20 protein-coding genes are annotated in these 19,929 nt (G+C 64.6%); 1 reads left to right on the forward strand and 19 read right to left on the reverse strand.

The annotated features are described in order from the left end of the window. The first annotated feature begins 9 nt into the window (after nucleotides 1–9). On the forward strand, nucleotides 10–588 hold the full coding sequence (locus tag ACCD03_RS13705) for a response regulator transcription factor (protein WP_024977037.1): 579 nt from the start codon (nucleotides 10–12) through the stop codon (nucleotides 586–588). A gap of 33 nt (nucleotides 589–621) precedes the next feature. Here the strand turns inward: ACCD03_RS13705 and ACCD03_RS13710 are convergent, their stop codons facing one another. From ACCD03_RS13710 to ACCD03_RS13800, 19 genes are all read right to left on the reverse strand, one after another. After that, the gene (locus ACCD03_RS13710; protein ID WP_024977038.1) at nucleotides 622–825 is read right to left on the reverse strand and encodes a CsbD family protein; all 204 of its coding nucleotides are present in this window, start codon (nucleotides 823–825) and stop codon (nucleotides 622–624) included. Nucleotides 826–905: 80 nt separating this feature from the next. Further along, a complete protein-coding gene (locus tag ACCD03_RS13715) occupies nucleotides 906–1,520 on the reverse strand; it encodes a hypothetical protein (RefSeq protein ID WP_413411991.1) in 615 nt (204 codons plus the stop codon). A 214-nt stretch (nucleotides 1,521–1,734) separates the two neighbouring features. Further along, complete coding sequence (hslU, locus tag ACCD03_RS13720; protein ID WP_045205133.1) at nucleotides 1,735–3,066, reverse strand: ATP-dependent protease ATPase subunit HslU; 1,332 nt, start codon at nucleotides 3,064–3,066, stop codon at nucleotides 1,735–1,737. Between the two features lie 26 nt (nucleotides 3,067–3,092). Continuing rightward, nucleotides 3,093–3,629, reverse strand: a complete 537-nt coding sequence (gene hslV / locus ACCD03_RS13725) for an ATP-dependent protease subunit HslV (RefSeq protein WP_045205134.1) — start codon at nucleotides 3,627–3,629, stop codon at nucleotides 3,093–3,095. A 157-nt stretch (nucleotides 3,630–3,786) separates the two neighbouring features. Then, a complete protein-coding gene (locus tag ACCD03_RS13730) occupies nucleotides 3,787–5,388 on the reverse strand; it encodes an ABC transporter substrate-binding protein (protein ID WP_325653104.1) in 1,602 nt (533 codons plus the stop codon). Nucleotides 5,389–5,488: 100 nt separating this feature from the next. Further along, a complete protein-coding gene (gene zigA / locus ACCD03_RS13735; protein ID WP_413411992.1) occupies nucleotides 5,489–6,796 on the reverse strand; it encodes a zinc metallochaperone GTPase ZigA in 1,308 nt (435 codons plus the stop codon). 100 nt (nucleotides 6,797–6,896) lie between these two features. Then, nucleotides 6,897–7,316 carry an RNA polymerase-binding protein DksA gene (gene dksA / locus ACCD03_RS13740; RefSeq protein ID WP_024977044.1) on the reverse strand — a complete coding sequence of 140 codons (420 nt, stop codon included), beginning with the start codon at nucleotides 7,314–7,316 and terminating at the stop codon, nucleotides 6,897–6,899. A 421-nt stretch (nucleotides 7,317–7,737) separates the two neighbouring features. Beyond that, nucleotides 7,738–8,802: a CobW family GTP-binding protein gene (locus ACCD03_RS13745; protein ID WP_045205137.1), complete on the reverse strand. Its 1,065-nt coding sequence runs from the start codon at nucleotides 8,800–8,802 to the stop codon at nucleotides 7,738–7,740. Beyond that, complete coding sequence (locus ACCD03_RS13750; protein ID WP_045205138.1) at nucleotides 8,790–9,317, reverse strand: Fur family transcriptional regulator; 528 nt, start codon at nucleotides 9,315–9,317, stop codon at nucleotides 8,790–8,792. Before ACCD03_RS13750 ends, ACCD03_RS13745 begins: the two co-directional genes overlap by 13 nt. A gap of 96 nt (nucleotides 9,318–9,413) precedes the next feature. Further along, a complete protein-coding gene (locus tag ACCD03_RS13755; protein WP_413411996.1) occupies nucleotides 9,414–10,652 on the reverse strand; it encodes a lactonase family protein in 1,239 nt (412 codons plus the stop codon). 12 nt (nucleotides 10,653–10,664) lie between these two features. Then, a complete protein-coding gene (locus ACCD03_RS13760) occupies nucleotides 10,665–12,191 on the reverse strand; it encodes an FAD-dependent oxidoreductase (RefSeq protein WP_413411998.1) in 1,527 nt (508 codons plus the stop codon). Between the two features lie 132 nt (nucleotides 12,192–12,323). Next, on the reverse strand, nucleotides 12,324–12,842 hold the full coding sequence (locus tag ACCD03_RS13765; RefSeq protein ID WP_413412011.1) for a metal-dependent hydrolase: 519 nt from the start codon (nucleotides 12,840–12,842) through the stop codon (nucleotides 12,324–12,326). Between the two features lie 78 nt (nucleotides 12,843–12,920). Beyond that, nucleotides 12,921–14,123 (reverse strand): class I SAM-dependent rRNA methyltransferase, encoded by a 1,203-nt coding sequence (locus ACCD03_RS13770; protein WP_325653113.1) that lies wholly within the window; start codon nucleotides 14,121–14,123, stop codon nucleotides 12,921–12,923. A 36-nt stretch (nucleotides 14,124–14,159) separates the two neighbouring features. Next, nucleotides 14,160–15,146: a tyrosine recombinase XerC gene (gene xerC, locus ACCD03_RS13775; RefSeq protein ID WP_253535887.1), complete on the reverse strand. Its 987-nt coding sequence runs from the start codon at nucleotides 15,144–15,146 to the stop codon at nucleotides 14,160–14,162. Nucleotides 15,147–15,153: 7 nt separating this feature from the next. Next, a complete protein-coding gene (locus ACCD03_RS13780) occupies nucleotides 15,154–15,840 on the reverse strand; it encodes a DUF484 family protein (RefSeq protein ID WP_260803820.1) in 687 nt (228 codons plus the stop codon). Between the two features lie 8 nt (nucleotides 15,841–15,848). Next, a complete protein-coding gene (gatB, locus tag ACCD03_RS13785) occupies nucleotides 15,849–17,315 on the reverse strand; it encodes an Asp-tRNA(Asn)/Glu-tRNA(Gln) amidotransferase subunit GatB (protein WP_413412000.1) in 1,467 nt (488 codons plus the stop codon). A 77-nt stretch (nucleotides 17,316–17,392) separates the two neighbouring features. Further along, on the reverse strand, nucleotides 17,393–18,355 hold the full coding sequence (locus ACCD03_RS13790; protein ID WP_413412002.1) for a dienelactone hydrolase family protein: 963 nt from the start codon (nucleotides 18,353–18,355) through the stop codon (nucleotides 17,393–17,395). Further along, nucleotides 18,355–18,837: a hypothetical protein gene (locus ACCD03_RS13795; protein WP_024977055.1), complete on the reverse strand. Its 483-nt coding sequence runs from the start codon at nucleotides 18,835–18,837 to the stop codon at nucleotides 18,355–18,357. Before ACCD03_RS13795 ends, ACCD03_RS13790 begins: the two co-directional genes overlap by 1 nt. A 39-nt stretch (nucleotides 18,838–18,876) precedes the next feature. Beyond that, on the reverse strand, nucleotides 18,877–19,929 hold a 1,053-nt coding region (locus ACCD03_RS13800; protein WP_413412004.1), incomplete at its 5' end, for an amidase family protein.

Genomic DNA, 19,929 nt, shown 5'->3' on the forward strand with positions numbered 1-19,929 from the left:
GAGAACACCATGCAGCAGCCCGCCCCCTTTTTGATCCTCGATGACGACGACGTCTTTGCGCAGACGCTGGCGCGCGCACTCACGCGTCGCGGCTTTGCTCCGCAGATCGCGCACACGGGAGGGGAAGCGTTGGCCCTGGCGCGCCAGACACGCTTTTCGTATGTCACTGTCGATCTGCACTTGGCCGCGAGCGACAAGGGCCTGATGCCCCATGGCGGGACGGATTCCGGTCTGCACTGGATTGCCCCATTGCGCCAGGCCCTGCCCGACGCGCGCATGCTGATCCTCACGGGCTACGCAAGCATTGCCACCGCCGTGCAGGCGGTCAAACTGGGGGCCGACGAATATCTGGCCAAGCCGGCCAATGTCGATTCGATTCTGTTGGCGCTGCAGGTGGGCGTATCTGAAGCCGTGGCCGAACAGACAATGGAGAACCCGGCGCCGCTGTCGGTCGCACGACTGGAGTGGGAACACATCCAGCGCGTGCTGGCCGAGCACGGCGGCAATATATCCGCCACCGCGCGGGCGCTCAACATGCACCGGCGCACGCTGCAACGCAAGCTGGGCAAGCGGCCGGTCGCCAAATAAACGCCGGCCGCGCGGCGCTACATCACCGCTGCATCACCAGCGTGTATCGCGCTCCCACGCCTTGAGTTCGTCTTCGGCGCGTTCCTTCGTATAGCCGTAGCGTTCCTGAATCTTGCCGGCAAGCTGGTCGCGCTTGCCGCGGATCACCGTGAGGTCATCGTCGGTGAGCTGGCCCCACTTTTCCTTGACCTTGCCCTTGGCCTGATCCCATTTACCTTCGATCTGGTCCCAGTTCATACGTCCTCCGTTGCGATTTGCGAGATTGAGACAAAGCAGGGGCGACGCGCAGGCCGCCCGTGTAGACACTTCCGTGCGGCTTACTTCTTGAACTTGGCGGCCACGTCGTTCTGGCACTTCGTCTTGGCATCGCCCGACATCGCATCGCAGCGCTCCTTGGCGGCCTTGTAATTGGCGTCGTTGGTGTCCTTGACGGCATCGCGGCGCGCTTCGCTGACATCCTTGGCAGTGCCCGTGGCCTTGGCGTGGCTCACCTCGTCACCGCCCTTGGCACGCGTGTAGGCGGCCTTGGCATCCTTCACGCAGGTATCTTTAGCGTTGCCCTTCATGGCATCGCACTTGGTCTTGGCGACGTCGTAATCGGCCTCGGCCTTTTCCTTGGCGGCGCGGTTGCGGGCGGCTTCAGTGCCGTCGCGCTCGACCATCGCATTGGCCTTGGCGACGTTGTAATCGCCCTTGGCCTGCGCACGGCAGACGTCGTGGTCATTGCCCTTCATCGCATCGCACTTGTCCTTGGCGGCTTTGTAATTGGCATCGGCTTGTTTGACGGCACTGTCGTAAGCGGTGCGCTTGGCATCGTTCGGTGCTGAAGTACCGGCGGGTCCGGTTGGCGCGGGCGTGAGCTGGGCGTGGGCGATGCCCAGGGGGGCGCAGGCAAGCACGCAACACAGGGCCAGGCGTTGGATCGGTTTCATACGCTTCTCTCCTTGTCGTGGTGGGAATCGCGCACGCCAGGTGCGCGGCGCGCATTGTCTGTGCGGCACCACCTTCTTCAGCAGATAACGGACCTGACCACGCACGTTCCTGAGCAAACCCTTGCCAGGCCTGGCTTGGCGGGCACCCAAACAAAACGGGCCGCATCGTCTCCGATGCGGCCCGCAGGGCATATTGAATGCGTTGCTTACACGCTTACAGCACGTAGCGCGACAGATCTTCGTTGCCCGACAGCTCACTCAAACGCTCGTCGACGTACGCGGCGTCGATGGTCACGGTCTCGCCCGACGATTTGTGTGCGTGAAAGGACAGGTCTTCAAGCAGTCGCTCCATCACCGTGTACAAACGGCGTGCGCCAATGTTCTCGACCTTCTCGTTGACCGAACATGCGATCTCGGCCAGGCGGCGAATACCATCTTCGGCAAACACGAGGTCGACACCTTCGGTCTTCAACAGCGCCTGATATTGCTTGGTGAGGCTCGCGTCGGTCTGCGTGAGAATCGCGCAGAAATCCTCCACCGACAGCGAATCCAGCTCCACGCGAATCGGGAATCGGCCCTGCAGCTCGGGAATCAGGTCGCTCGGCTTGGACAGATGGAACGCGCCCGACGCAATAAACAGGATGTGATCGGTCTTGATCATCCCGTACTTGGTGTTGACGGTCGTGCCTTCCACCAGCGGCAGCAAGTCGCGCTGCACGCCCTGGCGCGACACCTCGCCGCCGCCGTATTCGCTGCGGCTGGCGATCTTGTCGATCTCGTCCAGGAACACGATGCCGTTCTGCTCGACGTTGGCCACCGCTTTCTGCTTCAGCTCGTCTTCGTTCACGAGCTTCGCAGCCTCTTCGTCGATCAGCAGCTTGAAGGCTTCCTTGACCTTCATCTTGCGGCGGTTCTTCTTGCCCTGACCCAAGCCCGCGAACATCGAACGGATCTGCTCGGTCATGTCTTCCATGCCGGGCGGGCCCATGATGTCCATGCTCGGCGTGCCGGCCGACACTTCCAGTTCGATTTCCTTGTCGTCCAGCTGGCCTTCGCGCAGCTTCTTGCGGAAGGTCTGGCGCGCGGTCGAGTCCTTCTCTTCCGGCTGCGCAAAACCGATGTCGCGCGGCGGCGGGATCAGGACGTCGAGAATGCGATCTTCGGCCGCATCTTCAGCCTTGGCGCGCACCTTCTTCATCTCGGATTCGCGCGTCTGCTTGACGGCCATCTCGGCCAGATCGCGCACGATGGTGTCGACATCGCGGCCGACGTAGCCCACCTCGGTGAACTTGGTCGCCTCGATCTTGATGAACGGTGCGTCGGCCAGCTTGGCCAGGCGGCGGGCGATCTCGGTCTTGCCCACGCCGGTCGGTCCGATCATCAGGATGTTCTTGGGCGTGATTTCCTGGCGCAGCGGGTCTCCCACCTGTTGGCGGCGCCAGCGGTTGCGCAGCGCCACGGCAACGGCCTTTTTGGCCTTGTGCTGGCCGATGATGTGCTTGTCGAGTTCGGAAACGATTTCCGACGGCGTCATGGTTTCAGACATGGGAATCCTGTCGATGAGGGCGCTCGTTACTCGAGCGTCTCGATCACGAAATTGGTGTTGGTATAGATGCAGAGCTCGCCGGCGATCCGCAGCGATTTTTCCACCACATCGCGCGGAGCGAGGTCGGTGTTCTCCATCAGCGCCTTGGCTGCCGATTGCGCATACGAGCCGCCCGAGCCGATGGCAGCAATACCGCCTTCCGGGTCGAGCACGTCGCCGTTGCCGGTGATGATGAGCGTGGCTTCGCGGTCGGCGACGATCAGCATCGCTTCAAGGTGACGCAGGGCGCGATCGGTGCGCCAGTCCTTGGCCAGGTCGACGGCGGAGCGCAGCAGGTTGCCCTGGTGCTTTTGCAGCTTGGCTTCAAAACGGTCGAGCAGGGAGAAGGCGTCGGCGGTGGCGCCGGCAAATCCGACCAGCACCTTGCCATCGTGGATGGCGCGCACTTTGCGAGCCGAGCCTTTCATCACGATATTGCCCAGCGTGACCTGGCCGTCGCCGCCGAGCGCGACTTGGTTGCCGCGACGCACGCTGACGATGGTGGTGCCGTGATACTGTTCCATGCGCTTGTTCCTAGGGGTCCGGCTTGGCGCGGCCCCCAGCGGGCCGGCCAAAGAACTTCATACTTGACGCCAGCCCCGAGGATTTCAAGCCTGATTTCCATCACAGCGCACACTTTTTGTGCGTCGGAAATCGCTTCTCGCTTGGCTCCCGACTATTTCAGTGCGTCACATCGAACGCGTAAGTGCGCTCATCCAGACGAGGCACCATCGTGTAGCCCTTACGCGCCGCCCACACGTTGATATTGAAGTAGAGCGGAATCACGCCGAAATCGCGCATACCGATTTCCGTAGCTTCCTGCAGCAGCCGCTCGCGCTTGCTGTCGTCCAGGGTCTGCAGGGCTTCAGCCAGCTTGGCATCAAGCGCCGGGTTCGAATAGCGTCCGCGATTGGACGCGCCCCAACCGCGCGCCGGATCATAGGTCGCCAGCAGCGCCTTCAGGCTCGAACCGGCTTCGCCGGTATCCGCACCCCAGCCGGCTTGCAGAAACGAAAAGTCCAGCTTGTTCGCCCGCGTGAAGAACGACGCTGATGGCAGCGTCTCGACCTTAGTGGCAATGCCCACCCGCGAAAGCATCGAAGCGATCACCTGTGCGACGCGGTCATCGTTCGGGTAACGGTTGTTGGTGGCGTGCAGCGTGATGGCAAAACCATCAGGGTAGCCGGCCTGGGCGAGCAGTTTCTTCGCTGCGGCCGGGTCCGCCACAGGTGCCTTCAGGCCCGGCACGTGGCCGAACAGCGCGCTGTTGACGAGTTGGCCAGTGGGCTCGGCCGCGCCTTCCATCACGCGGTCGACGATGGCCTGGCGTGAAATCGCCAGCGAGATCGCCTCGCGCACGCGTGCATCCTTGAGCGGGTTCTTCGGCAGCGGCTTGCCGGCCTTGTCGGTCACGAACGGCGACACATCGCGGTTCGAATCCATGTGCAGATACATCATGCGGAACACCGGCATCTTGAACACCGTCACCGCCGGGTTGGTCGACAGCTTCTTGATGTCTGAACTCGGCACGTTCTCGATGACCTGCACGTCGCCCGCCAGCAGCGCCGCCACGCGCGGCGCGTCGGCCGTCAGGATGCGCAGTGTCACGTGCTGCCATTGCGGCTTCTTGCCCCAGTAGCCATCAAAGCGCGTGAGTTCCACGCGATCGCCGCGGTTGAAGGAGACGAACTTGTACGGCCCGGTGCCGATCATGGCGCGGCCGTTGTTGAAATCGTCCGCGCCGGCTTTTTCGACAGCCTTCTTCGACACCATGTAGATGGTCGACAAGTCGTTCGGCACCAGCGGGTACGGGCCGTTCGTGGTGATGCGCACGGTCAGCTTGTCGACCGCAGTCACGTCCTTGAAGCCACGCGTGTAGATCGTGAACGGCGATGGGCTGTTCTTGATGGTAGCCGGGCGCGCCAGCGAATAGACGACGTCGGCCGAGGTGAATTCGCTGCCGTCATGGAAATGCACGCCAGGGCGCAGCTTGACCTCCCATACCGTGTCGCTCAGGGCTTTCCACGACGTGGCGAGGCCCGGCTTGAGCCGCATCTTCTCGTCCTTGGCGATCAGCGCCTCGAACATATGCTCGGCCACGTTCGAATTGGGCGTGACGTTATGGAAGTGCGGATCGAGCGAAGTGATGTCGCCCGACAGCCCAATCACCAGCGTGGAGGCCGGCTGGGCATGCGCCGCAATCGGTGTGAGCGCCGAGAGCGCCGTGGCAAAAGACAGCGCAGCGACCAGGTTCGCGGCGCGCAGCAGACGCAGGACCGGCATGACGATTCCCCGATGGTTTATGACGAAAGCAAAACGTTCGGGGATTGTCGGGACCGGATGACGCCGGTGTCAACGTCGATGAAGCGGGGGGTCTGCGTGCTCAGTGATGGTGCCCGCAGTCGCAGTCGTCACCGTGTTGGTGATCGTGGTCGCCGTCCCAGTCGGCATCGTCGTGATCGTCATAGGCCCAGGCGGGGAAGGGATCGGCCAGCGTGGCCCACGCTTCAGGGCCAGCAGCCATCTCGGCGTCGGTCAGCAGGCAGGCATCGAGCTGCGCAATCAGCGCGGCTTCATCCAGATCCGTGCCGATGAAGACCAGTTCCTGGCGACGGTCGCCCCAGCGCGCGGGCGCACCGTTGTCGTGCATCTTGTCGGAAATGTCTGCGCGGGCTTCTTCCTCGTCGGGCCACTCGGCTTCATCCACCGCAGCCCACCACGCTCCGGCACCGCCATGGCGCATCACGCCGCCAGCCTGGCCCCAGCTGCCCGCCGTCTCCATGCGCGAGGCCAGCCAGAAATAACCCTTCGAGCGCAGCGCGCGGCCGTGTTCGCGCAGCCATTCGGTATGCATCAGATCCCACAGGCGCTGCGGGTGGAACGGCACGCGGCGGCGATAGACAAAGCTGCGAATGCCGAGCGCTTCGGTCTCGGGAACATGTTCGCCGCGCAGCTCCGCCAGCCATGCCGGCGCGGCGGATGCGGCATCGAAATCGAAACGATGCGTGTTGAGGATCTCGTCAAGCGGCACCTTGCCGAACGATGCCGGCACGATGTGCGCGCGCGGATTCAGCGAGTGCAGGATGCCGGCCAAGCGCTCGCGCTCGGCATCGCTCACGAGGTCGATCTTGTTAAGCACGATCACGTCGCAGAACTCGACCTGTTCGATCAGCAAGTCGACGACGGTGCGGTCGTCATCTTCGTCCCGCGCCTGGCCGCGGTCTGACAGGAAATCGGCGGCATCGTAGTCGGCCAGGAAGTGCTGGGCATCGACCACGGTGACCATCGTGTCGAGGCGCGCAAGGTCGGACAGCACTTCGCCTTCAGCGTCTTCAAACGTGAACGTCTCGGCGATCGGCAGCGGCTCGGCCACGCCGGTTGATTCGATCAGCAGATAGTCGAAGCGGTCTTCACGGGCCAGGCGCGCGATCTCGTCGAGCAGGTCTTCGCGCAGCGTGCAGCAGATGCAGCCATTGGACAGCTCCACCATGCGCTCGTCGGTGCGCGAGAGCTGCGCACTGGTGGCCGTGCCGTCGCCCACGAGCTGCGCATCGATGTTGACGTCCGACAGGTCGTTGACGATCACGGCCACACGCTTGCCCTCGCGGTTGGCGAGCACGTGATTGAGCAGCGTGGTCTTGCCGGCGCCCAGGAAGCCAGACAGCACGGTAACGGGAAGCGGACGGGACATGATCAGTGGCCTCAGTTTGTGGCCCAACAAAGCAAACAGCCCGGTGAGTTACCGGGCTGCGAAATTCAAACGAATGCGTCAACCAAATGCGACGCGTACGTCAGTCACCCATCAACTTCTGGCGCTTTTCGCGGCGCTCTTGCGCCTCCAGCGTCAGCGTGGCTGTCGGGCGAGCAAGCAAGCGCGGAATGCCGATCGGCTCGCCGGTTTCGTCGCAGTAGCCGTAGTCATTGGCATCGATGCGTGCGATCGACTGTTCGACCTTCTTGAGCAGCTTGCGCTCACGATCGCGCGTGCGCAGCTCCAGCGCGTGCTCTTCCTCGATGGTGGCACGGTCAGCCGGGTCCGGCACGATCACAGTCTCGCGCAGGTGCTCGGTGGTCTGGTTGGCGTTCGCGAGAATTTCATCGCGCATTTTTACAAGCCGGTCCTTGAAGAAGGCGAGCTGCGCCTCGTTCATGTAATCCTTGTCGCTCATCTTCAGGATTTCGGCTTCGGTGAGTAGTTTCTTGCTGCTCATGGTTGCTGCAGATGATCCTGGTAAATCGCGCGCCGTCTCGGCTATCGCGTCGTCCTTGCGCGGGGATGCGTCGGACTTGTTCTGGCTGGCGGCGGACTTGCCGCCCCGCGCGCCTCCTTTTGCCTCTCCCGCAGCGGCGCCCCCTGCCGCTTTTCTACGGGTGGCTGGCGCAGCCTGGGCTGCAGCCGACTCCATTACGGACCGCCCGGCATCACCGTTGGCGCCGCGTCCTTCCTTGGTCTTAGTCACCATCGCCTGCTCTCCTACCGGACGTGCTTCGGACGACGTGCTTCTAAATCGACCTATTGTAGCTGAACGATATTAACTGAACTATCGGAGAAACACGGACAGGAAATCCGGCCCGGATTCTGCCTGAAAGCGCGCGGCGGGGCCACCCAAAAGGAGGGGGAAAGCGCCGGAATCAGGCCAGGCAGTTCTCCAATCCTTTCAGAATCGTTTCGCGCGGCAGGTCCACGCCGATGAACACCATCCGGTTGGAAGGGGTCTCGCCGTCCCATTTGCCCCCCACGTCGCTGCCCATGAGCTGGTGCACGCCCTGAAACACGACCTTGCGGTCGACGCCTTCCATATACAGCACGCCCTTGTAGCGCAGCAGCTTCTCGCCGTAGATATTCAGCACGCCCGAGAGGAATTCCTCCAACTTGGTGTAATTGAACGGCCGTTCGCTGCGGAAGACGAACGAGGCGATGCGGTCCGTGTGGTGCGCATGGCCGTGGTGATGGTGGTGACCGTGACCATGGTCGTGATCGCAGTCTGCCGAGCAGGCGTGGTCGTGATCATGCTCGTGGTGATGGTCATGATCATCTTCGCGCAGGAAGTCGGGATCGATCTCCAGCTTGGCGTTCAGGTTGAAGCCGCGCAGGTCGAAAATCGTGTCGATCGGCGTCTCACCAAAATTGGCGGTGCGGATCGGAGCGCGCGGGTTCATATGCAGCAGACGGTGGCGCAGTGCGTCCACATCGTCGGCGGAAACCAGATCGCTCTTGGTGATGAAGATGGCGTCAGCAAAGCCCACTTGGCGCTGCGCTTCTTCCTGCTTGTCGAGCTGCATGTTGCCGTGCTTGGCGTCGACCAGCGTGATGACGGCATCCAGCAGGTAGCGGCTAGCGATCTCGTCGTCCATGAAAAACGTCTGTGCGACCGGGCCGGGGTTGGCCACGCCCGTGGTCTCGATGACTACGCGGTCAAACTGGATCTGGCCGTTGTCGCGGCGCGTCAGCAGGTCGGACAAGCCCTGCACCAGGTCGCCGCGGATCGTGCAGCAAATGCAGCCGTTGCTCATCTGCACGATCTGCTCGTTGCCGTCCTGCACGAGGATGTCGTTGTCGATGTTTTCTTCACCGAACTCGTTTTCGATCACAGCGATCTTCATACCGTGCTGTTCGGTCAGGATGCGCTTGAGCAGCGTGGTTTTTCCGCTACCGAGAAAGCCCGTCAGGATGGTGACCGGGATCATTTTGGACATGGTGCGTTTCCTGTCTTGTGATGGGCCGCCAGATGCGCGCAATCCGCGCAAGCGCCCTTGATGGTGAGTTCAGCATGGTCGGCCGCGAAGCCGGCGGGCAGGCCGGCCTTCGGCATGGCCGGCGGCTCGGCGCCCTCCAGGCAAAAGTCCCGCCCGCATTGCGTGCAGTGAAAGTGGCTGTGCGAGCGGTGCGCCGCTTCGCGCGCGGCGTCGTGCTCGGCCAGGCTGAAGCGGAAGACACGATCCGCCCCTGCCGTCTTGTGGACGATGCCGCCGGCCACGAGCCAGTCGAGCACGCGGTAGACCGTCACGCGATCGATGCCCGAATCGTCCGGCAGCGCGTCGCACACGGCTTGGTGCGAGAGCGGATCGGCGCCCTGCATCAGCACGGCCAGCACGCGCACGCGGGGCTCGGTCACACGGCTACCCAGGCCGCGCAGGCGTGCGCGGGCAGCCTCTTCAGGCGAATGGGATTGCGAAGTGGCGAGATCGTCGCGCGGGGCCGGGGTGTTCATGCGCTGGATTGTCCCACGGGGCGCAGGTTGCTGCAATTGAGTTGCAATTGGGCGGCCTTGCGCCGCCCGGGGTTTCTTTTCGCGCTTCGCTACCGCTTATGCCGCGAACACCAGACACACCGGCGTCGGCACCTTTGCCACCACCGTGGGCTGGTCCAGCCTGCCGGTCTGCCCGTCAATATGCAGCCGCAGGATGGTGTCGCCCTTCTGGTTGAGCACGTACAGGTGGCTACCGTCGGGCGCCATCGTCATCGCGCGCGGGAAGTGCACGCCATCACTCCAGTACTGAAGCGGAGCCAGCTTGCCCGAGGCGTCAATGCTGAACGCGGCCGCGCTGTCGGCCAGCGGGTGATCGGACTTCAGTTTCCGGTTGCTGGCGTAGAGGAAGCGCCCCGACGGATGCATCAGCAGCTCGGCGCCGCTCTTCTGACCGGTGTAGTCGGCAGGCGTGGTGGAGATGCGTTGGCGCTCTTCCTGCACGTGGCCGGTGGCGGGGTCGTAACCGTGGCAGGCGACTGAGCCCTCGAGTTCATTGATGACGTAGAGCAGCTTGCCTTGGGGATGCAGCGCCAGGTGCCGCGGGCCGCTGCCGGGCTTGAGCTGCGCGCGGTCACGCGGGGCGAGCTTGCCGCCCTCGATGGCGAACACGTTGATGCGATCGGTGCCCAGGTCGGTGCCGATCACGTGCTGACCGGTGGTGTCGAACAACATCATGTGCGCGTGCGGCGCTTCCTGTTCGGGGCGGGGGCCGGAGCCGGTGTCCTTGAAGATGCCGGAAACCGTGCCGAGCTTGCCGTCCTCGCCGATCGGCAGGAGGTTGTACGCGCCACCGCTGTAGATCGACACGCACAGATGCTTGCCGTCCGGCGACACGACCACATGCGCAGGGTTGGTACCCGACAAAGACAGCGGCTGGCGGTTGAGCAGCGTCAGCTTTCCGTCGTGCGGATCAATCGCATAGGCCTCGGCGCTGCCGTTCGGGCGGCCCTCGTAGACCTCCAGTTCATTGATGGCGTACAGGAATCGCTGATTCGGGTGCACGGCCAGGAACGACGGATTGGCACTTTCGACCACCTGCACCTGCGTCCACGCATCGCCGCGCGGCGCCAGCACGTAGATGCCGCGAGCAGCCGGGCCGCCGGCAGTACCGCCCGGTGCGTTGAACGTGTAGGTACCGACATAGGCGAAACGGGGAGGGCGCGCATTGCCCGCAGGCTGCACACCCGACGCAGCCGGTTGCTCGCCCGCCTGGGCCATGACGGTTTTGGGAAGAGCGCCCAGCAAAGGCAAGCTACCAGTCCACTGCATGAAAGTTCGACGAAGACGATTGGTCATGGGATGGCTCCATCAAACACGCACGGACATCGCGTGGTGGAAGATGTTGTTCGGATCATACCGGTGCTTCACATCCTGCAGAAACGCGTACAGGTCGCCGCTGCCGTAGTAGAGCTGAGGCCAGAACGGGTAGGCGAGCATGTCGACGTCGGGGTAGTTGATGTAGCAGCCCTCGTACCGGTCGCCGGGGTATGGCGTGCCGCTGTGCGGCGCGGGCACGTCCGGCGCACCGTAGACGTCGCGGTAGAAATCGCTGATCCAACGCAGGTGGCCTGCATCGTCGGCGGCAGACGTCCAGTACGTCTGGTACTGCAGCTTCATGATCGACGCGCGCTGCGGTACAGCCGTATCGCCAATGCGCTCGGCCTTGTTGATGGCGCCGCCGTACGAATCGACTTGCAGCAACGATTGGCTCAGATCGACGCCCGGCATCGTCCGCGTGAGGTGGGCGTAAATGCGTTGCGCCTCGCGCGCCGTTAAGCCGCGTTTCATATAGGCCGACTTGTACTTGCCGCGCTGATTGGCACCCGAGCCGTTCAGGTACTGCGTGGCCGTCAGCCAGTCGTACTGCACGATGGTGTGCGGCTTCGAGCAGAGCAGTTGCCCCACGCCCTGCTTGTGCGCGGGGCCGTAGCCGGGCGGGCGCCCTTTGACCGGCGTGGGCGCGCAGGCCTGGAAGCGGTTCAGAAAATCATTGAGGACAGAGAGATCGCGGCACGTGCCGTCGGGGTTGCAGAACTGCGTGAGCAGGACGATCTGCCCCGACGATTTGTGCGTGAGCTTGAGTAGCGAAAACATGCCCCACGTGTCCGGGTCCTTGCCGCGCGTCTCCCAGTATTCGCCGTAGATGCGCAGCAGTTCTGCGAAGCGCTGCGGCGTCATGGTGGCCCAGTCGAAGGCCACGGTGGCGAGCGCGACTTCCTGCGGCGCCGCGGGCAGCTTGGCGAACGTGTAGCCGGTGATGACGCCGAAGTTGCCGCCGCCCGCACCGCGGCACGCACGGAACAGATCGGGATCGTGCGCAGCATCCACCGTGCGGGCAGCCGCCTTGCCGGTCTTGTCCACGGTGACGATGTCAACGGCCGAGAGCCAATCCACCGTCAGCCCTTGCAGCCGCGAGAGCAACCCATAACCACCGCCGCAAATATGCCCGCCCGCGCCCACCGAATAGCACGAGCCGCCGGGCAGCGTCACGTTGTGGCGTTTGTACAGCTCCAGGTAGCCGTTCCAGTTCTGCGTACCGGCCGGAATGCGCACCGTGCCGTCGGCGTGCACCTCGGGCGTAGCGAGCAAGCTCAGATCGACGATCGTGCCGTCCGGGTTGTTGGAGACGAAATCCTCATAGCAATGCCCGCCGCTGCGCACCGTCGGGCGCTGGCCCGCGTTGATGATGCGCTGCACGGCGGCCGCCACATCGTCGGGCTTTTCAATGAGGGCGATGCGGCTGGCGGCCTGCGCATCCGTCGCCGGCCAGCGCAGGTTGAAGCCATGTTTGAGCGTGTTGTAGCGAGGGTCTTGGCGCGTCACATCCAGTGTCATCGACGACTCCCGGTGAGGGCGTTTGCGCAAGCGTTGCGCAAACGAAGTTGGCTTCGGACGCGTGGCGTCCGGCGGTTCCAACTTAGTCGTTCGCGAGCCCGGCTTCCATCAGACAATACCGCGACAACGGGCTCATCGCGCTTGGTGGGCGAGCCATCCAACCACCCGGGTTGCCGTCGCGGCCCACAGCGGCCGCACCAGCCAGCATGCCGCGGCCCAGGCCAGGATCACCACGATCAGATCGCAGCGGCCGCTCTTCCACAAGTTCAGGGAATGGCGCCCCCAGATCCAGGGCACGCCCAACGGATTGGGCCAGTCGGCCAGCAGGTGCATCAGCCCGCCGCAGGCGAAGCCGAACAGCAGCGGCGCCCACAGATGGCCGTGGCCCAGCGCCTGGTGTGACAAAACAAGCACCGCCACCCAGCCAATGCCCCAGTGGGTGGCGGTGCGGTGCGTGATCCAGAGGCGGCGTGCACGCGTCCACCAGGCGACCTCCATCCAGTCAGGCGCGGTGCTGCCGGCAACCGCCGCGCAAAACGCCAGGATGCTGCCGAGATGTTCGAGAGACGTATGGGAAGCCTGTGCGACGGCGGCGGCGGCAATCAGACCTGCCGCCCAGCCCGTCGCATGATGGGCAGCATTGGAAGCCATCGACGTGATGCGGAAAACGAAGGACCGCATCTTCGCAATGGAGGCTTGCCGGGACAAGCCAAAAATTGCGACAAATTGCTAGCCGATCTGGAGCAGCAGCCCCTTGAGGTATTCGCCTTCCGGGAAGCTTGTCAGCAGCGGGTGGTCCACGCCGCCAGCCAGCCTGCGCTGGATGCGCGCCGTGACCTTGGCATCGGCGGCCGCGCCCGCGACGATCTTTTGAAACAAGTCTGCATCGATTGCACCCGAGCACGAATACGTAAACAGCAGACCGCCCGGGCGCAGCAACTGCATGCCGACCAGGTTGATCTCCTTGTACGCCCGTGCCGCGCGATCGACTTGCTGCGCCGACGCCGCAAATTTGGGTGGGTCCAGCACGATCAGGTCGAATTGACGACCTTCTGCGCGGAAGTTGCGCAGCGACTTGAAAACGTCCGCATCCAACCACTCGGCGCGCGCCGGATCGAAACCGTTGAGCGCAACGTTGCGCTCGGCCACCGCCAGCGCCTCGCCCGACGAGTCGATCGACACCACCGAGCGTGCCCCGCCCTTGAGCGCCGCCAGCGAAAAGCCACCGGTGTAGCAGAAGCAGTTGAGCACATCGCGATCCTTGGCCAGCGCACCGACCAGTGCGCGATTGTCACGCTGATCAATGTAGAAACCGGTCTTGTGACCTTCGCGCACGTCGACGTAATAGCGCACGCCGTGCTCGGTGGCAGACAGATCTGCGGCGGGCTCCGCACCGGCCAGCACGCCGGTCATCTGCTCCAGGCCTTCGCGCTCGCGCACGCTCACGTCGGAGCGTTCGTACACGTTCGGGCAGCCGGTCTCTTTGATGAGCGCGGCGACGATCGCTTGCTTCCAGTGCTCCACGCCCGCCGCGCTGAACTGGCAGACAAGCTGGCCCCCGTTACCATCCTCGCCCGTGCCGTATTGGTCGACGATCAAGCCAGGCAGGCCGTCGGCCTCTCCCATGACGAGGCGCACGGCGTCGGTGTCGTGCACCCACGCGCGGCGGTACGCCACGGCGGCGGCAATGCGGCGTTTGAAGAACGCGTGATCGACGGGCTCGGCTTCATCAAAGCTCCACACGCGGGCGCGAATCTGCGAGACGGGGCTGAACGCCGCGCGCGCCAGAAACTGGCCGTTGTGCGCCCGCACGATGACGGTCGCACCAGACGCTGGCTTGCCCTCCATGCGATCGATGGCGTTGGCGAAAATCCACGGGTGCCGGCGCAGCAGCGAGCGCTCCTTGCCGGGCTTGAGAATCAGGGTTTGCATACGACTGGGATGGTTCGCCCGGCAAAGCGGGCAGCGCTACTTCTTCTTCGCGCGGGGATGCGCCTGATCGTAGATCTTGGCCAGGTGCTGAAAATCGAGCGAAGTATAAACCTGCGTGCTGGCAATGCTGGCGTGGCCGAGCAGTTCCTGCACCGCACGCAAATCGCCCGACGACTGCAGCATGTGCGTGGCAAACGAATGCCGCAGCACGTGCGGATGCACATCCGCCGGCACACCTGCCGCGATGGCGTTGCGCTTCATGCGCAATTGAATCTGCCGCTGCGCCAACCGCTTGCCGCGCGGCGAGAGAAACAGCGCGTGCGCGTCTTCAGGCGCCGCGTCCGGCTTGGCCAGCTGCTCGCGCACCGCCAGCCATGCGGCCAGCGCCTGGGCCGCCTTGGTGCCCACCGGCACGGTGCGCCGCTTGCTGCCCTTGCCAAGCACCTGCACCTCGCGCGCTTCTAGGTCGAGCCAGCTCGAAGATTCATACTCGCCGGCCTTCACGTGCCGCATATCCAGGCTGACCAGTTCGGAGAGCCGCAGCCCGCACGAATAGAACAGCTCGTTGACGGCGCGATCGCGAACCGTCTCGACATCGTCGCCAGGCAGTTGTTCCATCAGCGCGACAGCCTGCTCGACGGACAACGCTTTCGGCAACCGCTTCGGGCTCTTGGGCGCACGCACGCCATCGACCGGGTTGGCGGTGACAGCGGCATCGCGCAGCGCCATCCATTTGAACCAGCCGCGCCACGCCGACAGCGCCCGCGCAATGCTTCGGCCCGACAGGCCGTCGCCATGCAGTTGCGCCATCATGCGGCGAATATGGTGCGACTGCAGTTGCGTCAAGTCGACATTGGCGGCGTGCTGCGCACCCAAGCGCTGCAGCACGGCCAGCTCGCGGGTGTAGCTCTCGAGCGTGTGCGGGGAGAGCTGCCGCTCGAACTTCAGCGCGTCAAGGTACGCCGCAATCTGCGGATGCGGCGCCTGAGCGCCATGGTCATCGGCGGGTGCAGATTGCGGCATGCGGCGCTCAGTCGCGCAGGCGGTTGAGCGCGGCAGCGGCCAGTTCGCCGATCTGCGCGAGGTAAGTCGTGCCCATGCCGTCATGGAAGCGGCGGGCGTCCGGCGAGCCGAGCACCAGCAGGCCGAATGCCGGCGCAGCGCTGGCATCGGCATCGCCCCGCACGGGCACGCGCAGTGTCACGATGGCGAGCGATTCGATGGGCTCGCCGCTGTCCGACGTATCGAGCCAGCCGGCGGCCTCAAAGCCCGCGTTAGCGCCGCAATATGGCGCACGCAGGCCGGCCGCAAACAGGCGCACTTCCTCGCTTACCCCCTGCGCGACTTCCAAGTGCGCGAATTCTTCGCCCACCTGCCACACGCGCAGCGCGACGGCCGGCACGTCGAAGATTTCACGCAGGCCATCCTGCACGGCATACGGCAACGCATGCGTGTCGGCCTCGCCCAGCAGGCGCGTCGTCCAGGCGTGCACGCGCTGCTGCGTGCGGTCGTTCTCGTTGCCGTGGCGCATCAGGTCCGACAGCTTGAGCTCGAGGTGCTTGTTCTTGTCGCGCAGGATTTCCATCTGGCGCTCCTGCAGCGACACAGCGCGGTGGCTGTGCGGGCTGGTGAGCTGAATGGCAGCCAGCAGCTCCGCATGTTCTTCAAAAAAGGCCGGATGCGCCTGCAGGTAGTTGGCGACGTCTTGTGCGTTCATGGTGCTCATCAGGCTGCGCCCAGTTTTTTCTTCAGCAAATCGTTCACTTGCGCGGGGTTGGCCTTGCCGCGCGTGGCTTTCATGGCCTGGCCGACCAGCGCGTTGAACGCCTTCTCCTTGCCGGCGCGGAATTCCTCGACCGACTTGGCGTTGGCTGCCAGCACGTCGTCGATGATCTTCTCCAGCTCGCCCGAATCCGACATCTGCTTCAGGCCCTTCTCGGCGATGATCGCGTCAGCATCGCCACCGTGTTCGCCAGCCCACATGGCGGGGAACACGTCCTTCTTGGCAGTGTTGTTGCTGATCGTGCCGTCGGCAATGCGGGCAAGCAGCTTGGCGAGCTGCGCGGGCTTGACCGGTGCGGCGTCGATGTCCAGGTCGGCGCGGTTCAGGTTCGAGGCGACCTCGCCCATGATCCAGTTGGCGGCGGCCTTGGCGTTCGCGGCACCGGCATCGGCCACAACCGCTTCAAAGTACGCAGCCGTCGCCTTGGTGGCGGTGAGGATGCTGGCGTCGTACTTCGGCAGGCCGTAGGCAGACTCGAAGCGTGCAGCCATGGCAGCCGGCAGTTCGGGCAGCGTGGCGCGCACGCGCTCGACCCAGTCATCGCCGATCACCAGCGGCAGCAGGTCCGGATCGGGGAAGTAACGGTAATCCTGCGCGTCTTCCTTGCTGCGCATCGAGCGCGTTTCCTTGCGATCCGGATCGTACAGGCGGGTTTCCTGCACCACGGTGCCGCCATCTTCGATCAGCTCGATCTGGCGGCGCACCTCGTAGTTGATCGCCTCTTCCAGGAAGCGGAACGAGTTGAGGTTCTTGATTTCGCAACGCGTGCCGAACGGCGCATCCGGACCCCGGCGCACCGACACGTTCGCGTCACAGCGAAAGCTGCCTTCCTGCATGTTGCCGTCGCAGATGCCCAGCCACATCACCAGCGCGTGCAGTGCCTTGGCGTAGGCCACGGCCTCGGCGGCGCTGCGCATGTCGGGCTCGGTCACGATTTCCAGCAGCGGCGTGCCGGCGCGGTTCAAGTCGATGCCGGTCATGCCGGCAAAGTCCTCGTGCAGCGATTTGCCCGCATCTTCTTCCAGGTGCGCACGTGTGAGCTGCACGGTCTTCTCATAGCCAGGCTGGCCGTTCTTGCCTTCCATCTGGATGGTCAGCGTGCCGCCCTGCACCACCGGAATTTCGTACTGGCTGATCTGGTAGCCCTTGGGCAGATCGGGGTAGAAGTAATTCTTGCGCGCAAAGATGCTCTTGGGCGCGATCTTGGCGCCGATGGCCAGGCCGAACACGATGGCGCGCTCAACGGCGCCCTTGTTCAGCACCGGCAGCACGCCCGGCAGCGCCAGGTCAACCGGCGCCGCCTGCGTGTTGGGCGCCGCGCCGAAGGCGGTGGACGCGCCAGAGAAAATCTTCGAGACCGTCGAGAGCTGCGTGTGCGTCTCGAGGCCGATCACCACTTCCCATTGCATGTTGCGTGTGTCCTGTCGATTGTTGTGGTGTGAATGTCTAGGTACTCAGGTATTCAGGTGTTCTTGCGTTGCTGCGATCAGGGGTGCGGCGCATCGAGCCACGCCGCGAGCTTCGCAAACGCCGCTTCGCGCGCCGCCGGATCGCCACCGACGGTGACCGTTCCATAGCGACGTCCTTTGGGGATGCCGGTGCGCTCCTTGACGGGCGCCGTGCCGTCAAAGCCGTGATACGCACCGCCAAACATGTCCAGCTCGAAATGCGCCTGCGGCTGCCGCGCCAGAACGGCCGTCTGCAACGCCTGGCAGTGATCAACCGGGGTCCAGTCGTCGTTGCCGCCGGCCAGCAGCAGCAATGGTGCGTTCAACCGATAGTCCGGCCGCTTCTGCGCCGACGCACAGCCCGGATAGAACGCCACCGCGCGATTGACCGCGGGCGTATCGGCGGGCCAGGCGCGGCTGGCGTCCACGGCCTCCAGCACGGCCTGCGCGCCGTTGGACCAACCCAGCAGAACGATGCGGCGCGCATCCACGCCCGGCTGTCCGGCTACCCAGCGGATCGTCGCCAGCACGTCGGCGCGGCGCACCGCGCCATTGATATCGCGCGTCGCGGTGCGTTCAGTGCAAATGCCGTGCGGTTTGCCGCGCGGGCCGAAGCTGTCCGGAAACACGACCGCATAACCTCGCGCGCCCAGCCACTGCGCATACCCGCGATACCGCGAGCCCAGCGCCTTGGCATCGGCCCCGGCCTGCGTATAGAGGCCGCTGCAGCCGTGCAGCGCGATCACCACCGGCGCGCCGGTCGCAGGTGCCTTGACGGGCGATGCGACCCAGTAGGCGGTCAGCGTTTGTGGTGCATCCTCGGCATCCTTCATGGACGCACGCGGAATCTCCACCGTCTGCACGCCCAGCTCCGCCGACGAGGGCGCACGCGCAGCCGGCATGTCGGGCAAGGCGCCTTCGGCGTCCGGCGTCGGCTGCGCGGCAGCGTGCAGCGCCAAGGCGCTTGCCAGCGCCGCCAACACACGAAGCGATGTACGCATCACCGGGCATTCCGGGCGCATTGGCCCGTTTGCGGGTCGAACATCACCGGCCAGGCTTCGTCATAGATGCCGGGCGTGCAATGTGCCTCGCAGTTGGCGTGTGCCAGCGTGACGCGGCGCGGGTCCTGCCAGACCATCAGCGTGCATTTGCCGTAGCGCTCGCGCAGCTCAATGCTGGGGCGGCGCTTGGTCTGCTGGAACGTCGACAGGTCGAACTGACACGAACCGCGCCGGCCGACCCACAACTGCCATTGCATTGCGCTGACGTTGTTGTCGGCCACGGTAAGCGTCGCCTGCTCGCGGAAGCCGTCTTCCTCGGTCTGGTTGCAGTAGCCGTTGATGTCGATGCGGCGGTCGGAGATCGGCGGCGGTTTCGACGGGCGGCTGATGCCCGGAATCGACGGCAGCGGAATCGGCACGCACGCCGCCAGCAGGCCGGCGGCAAGCGCCAGCCCGAGTGCAGTGCGGATGCGGTGGTTCATGCGTGCCTCCTGCGTGGAACGGATACGTCGGAACGGGCCTCAGGCCGCCGGCTGGCGGTTGTGCCAGTCGGTCGCCTGCTGGAACGCATGCGCAATCTGCAACATGCGTGCCTCTTCAAAATAGTTGCCGATGATCTGCAAGCCAACCGGCAAACCGTTGGCGCCGAAACCAGCCGGCACGCTCATGCCGGGCAGGCCAGCCAGGCTGGTCGACAGCGTGAAGATGTCGGCCAGATACATCTGCACGGGGTCGCTCGTCTTCTCGCCCAGTTTCCACGCAACGGTCGGGGCGACCGGCCCCATGATCACGTCGCATTGGCGATTGGCACCGGCCAGCACGTTCTGGAAATCCTGCGCGATGATGCGGCGGATCTTCTGTGCCTGCAGGTAATAGGCGTCGTAATACCCGTGGGACAACACATAGGCGCCCACCAGGATGCGGCGCTTGACCTCCCAGCCAAAACCTTCGGCGCGGGACTTGCGATACATGTCCGCCAGATCGCGGTATTCCGCCGCGCGGTGGCCGTAACGCACACCGTCAAAGCGCGACAGGTTGGACGACGCCTCTGCCGGGGCGATCACGTAATACGTTGGGATCGACAGCTCGGTCTTCGGCAGGCTGATGTCGACCAGCGTGGCGCCGAGCTTTTCCAGCTCTGCCAGCGCAGCGCGCACCGTGGTGCGCACGTCGTCGGCCAGGCCTTCGCCAAAATACTCCTTGGGCAGACCGATGCGCAGGCCGGCCAGCGGGCGCGCGGCATCGGCGCCTTGCAGCGGCTGGCCGAGCAGGCGGCCGAAATCTTCCACGTCGCCCCCGCGGCCAGGTTCCAGACTCGTGGAATCGCGCGGGTCAAAGCCGGCCATGGCAGACAGCAGCAGCGCGCAATCTTCAGCCGTGCGCGCCATCGGGCCGCCCTGATCCAGCGACGAGGCGAAGGCGATCATGCCGTAGCGCGACACGCGGCCGTACGTCGGCTTGATGCCCGTAATGCCCGAGAACGATGCCGGCTGGCGGATCGAGCCGCCCGTGTCCGTCCCCGTGGCAGCGGGCGCCAGATCGGCCGCCACCGCCGCCGCCGAGCCGCCCGACGA

The organism is Ralstonia sp. Ralssp135 (genome assembly GCF_047304345.1).
GTDB classification, from domain to species: Bacteria; Pseudomonadota; Gammaproteobacteria; order Burkholderiales; family Burkholderiaceae; genus Ralstonia; species Ralstonia chuxiongensis.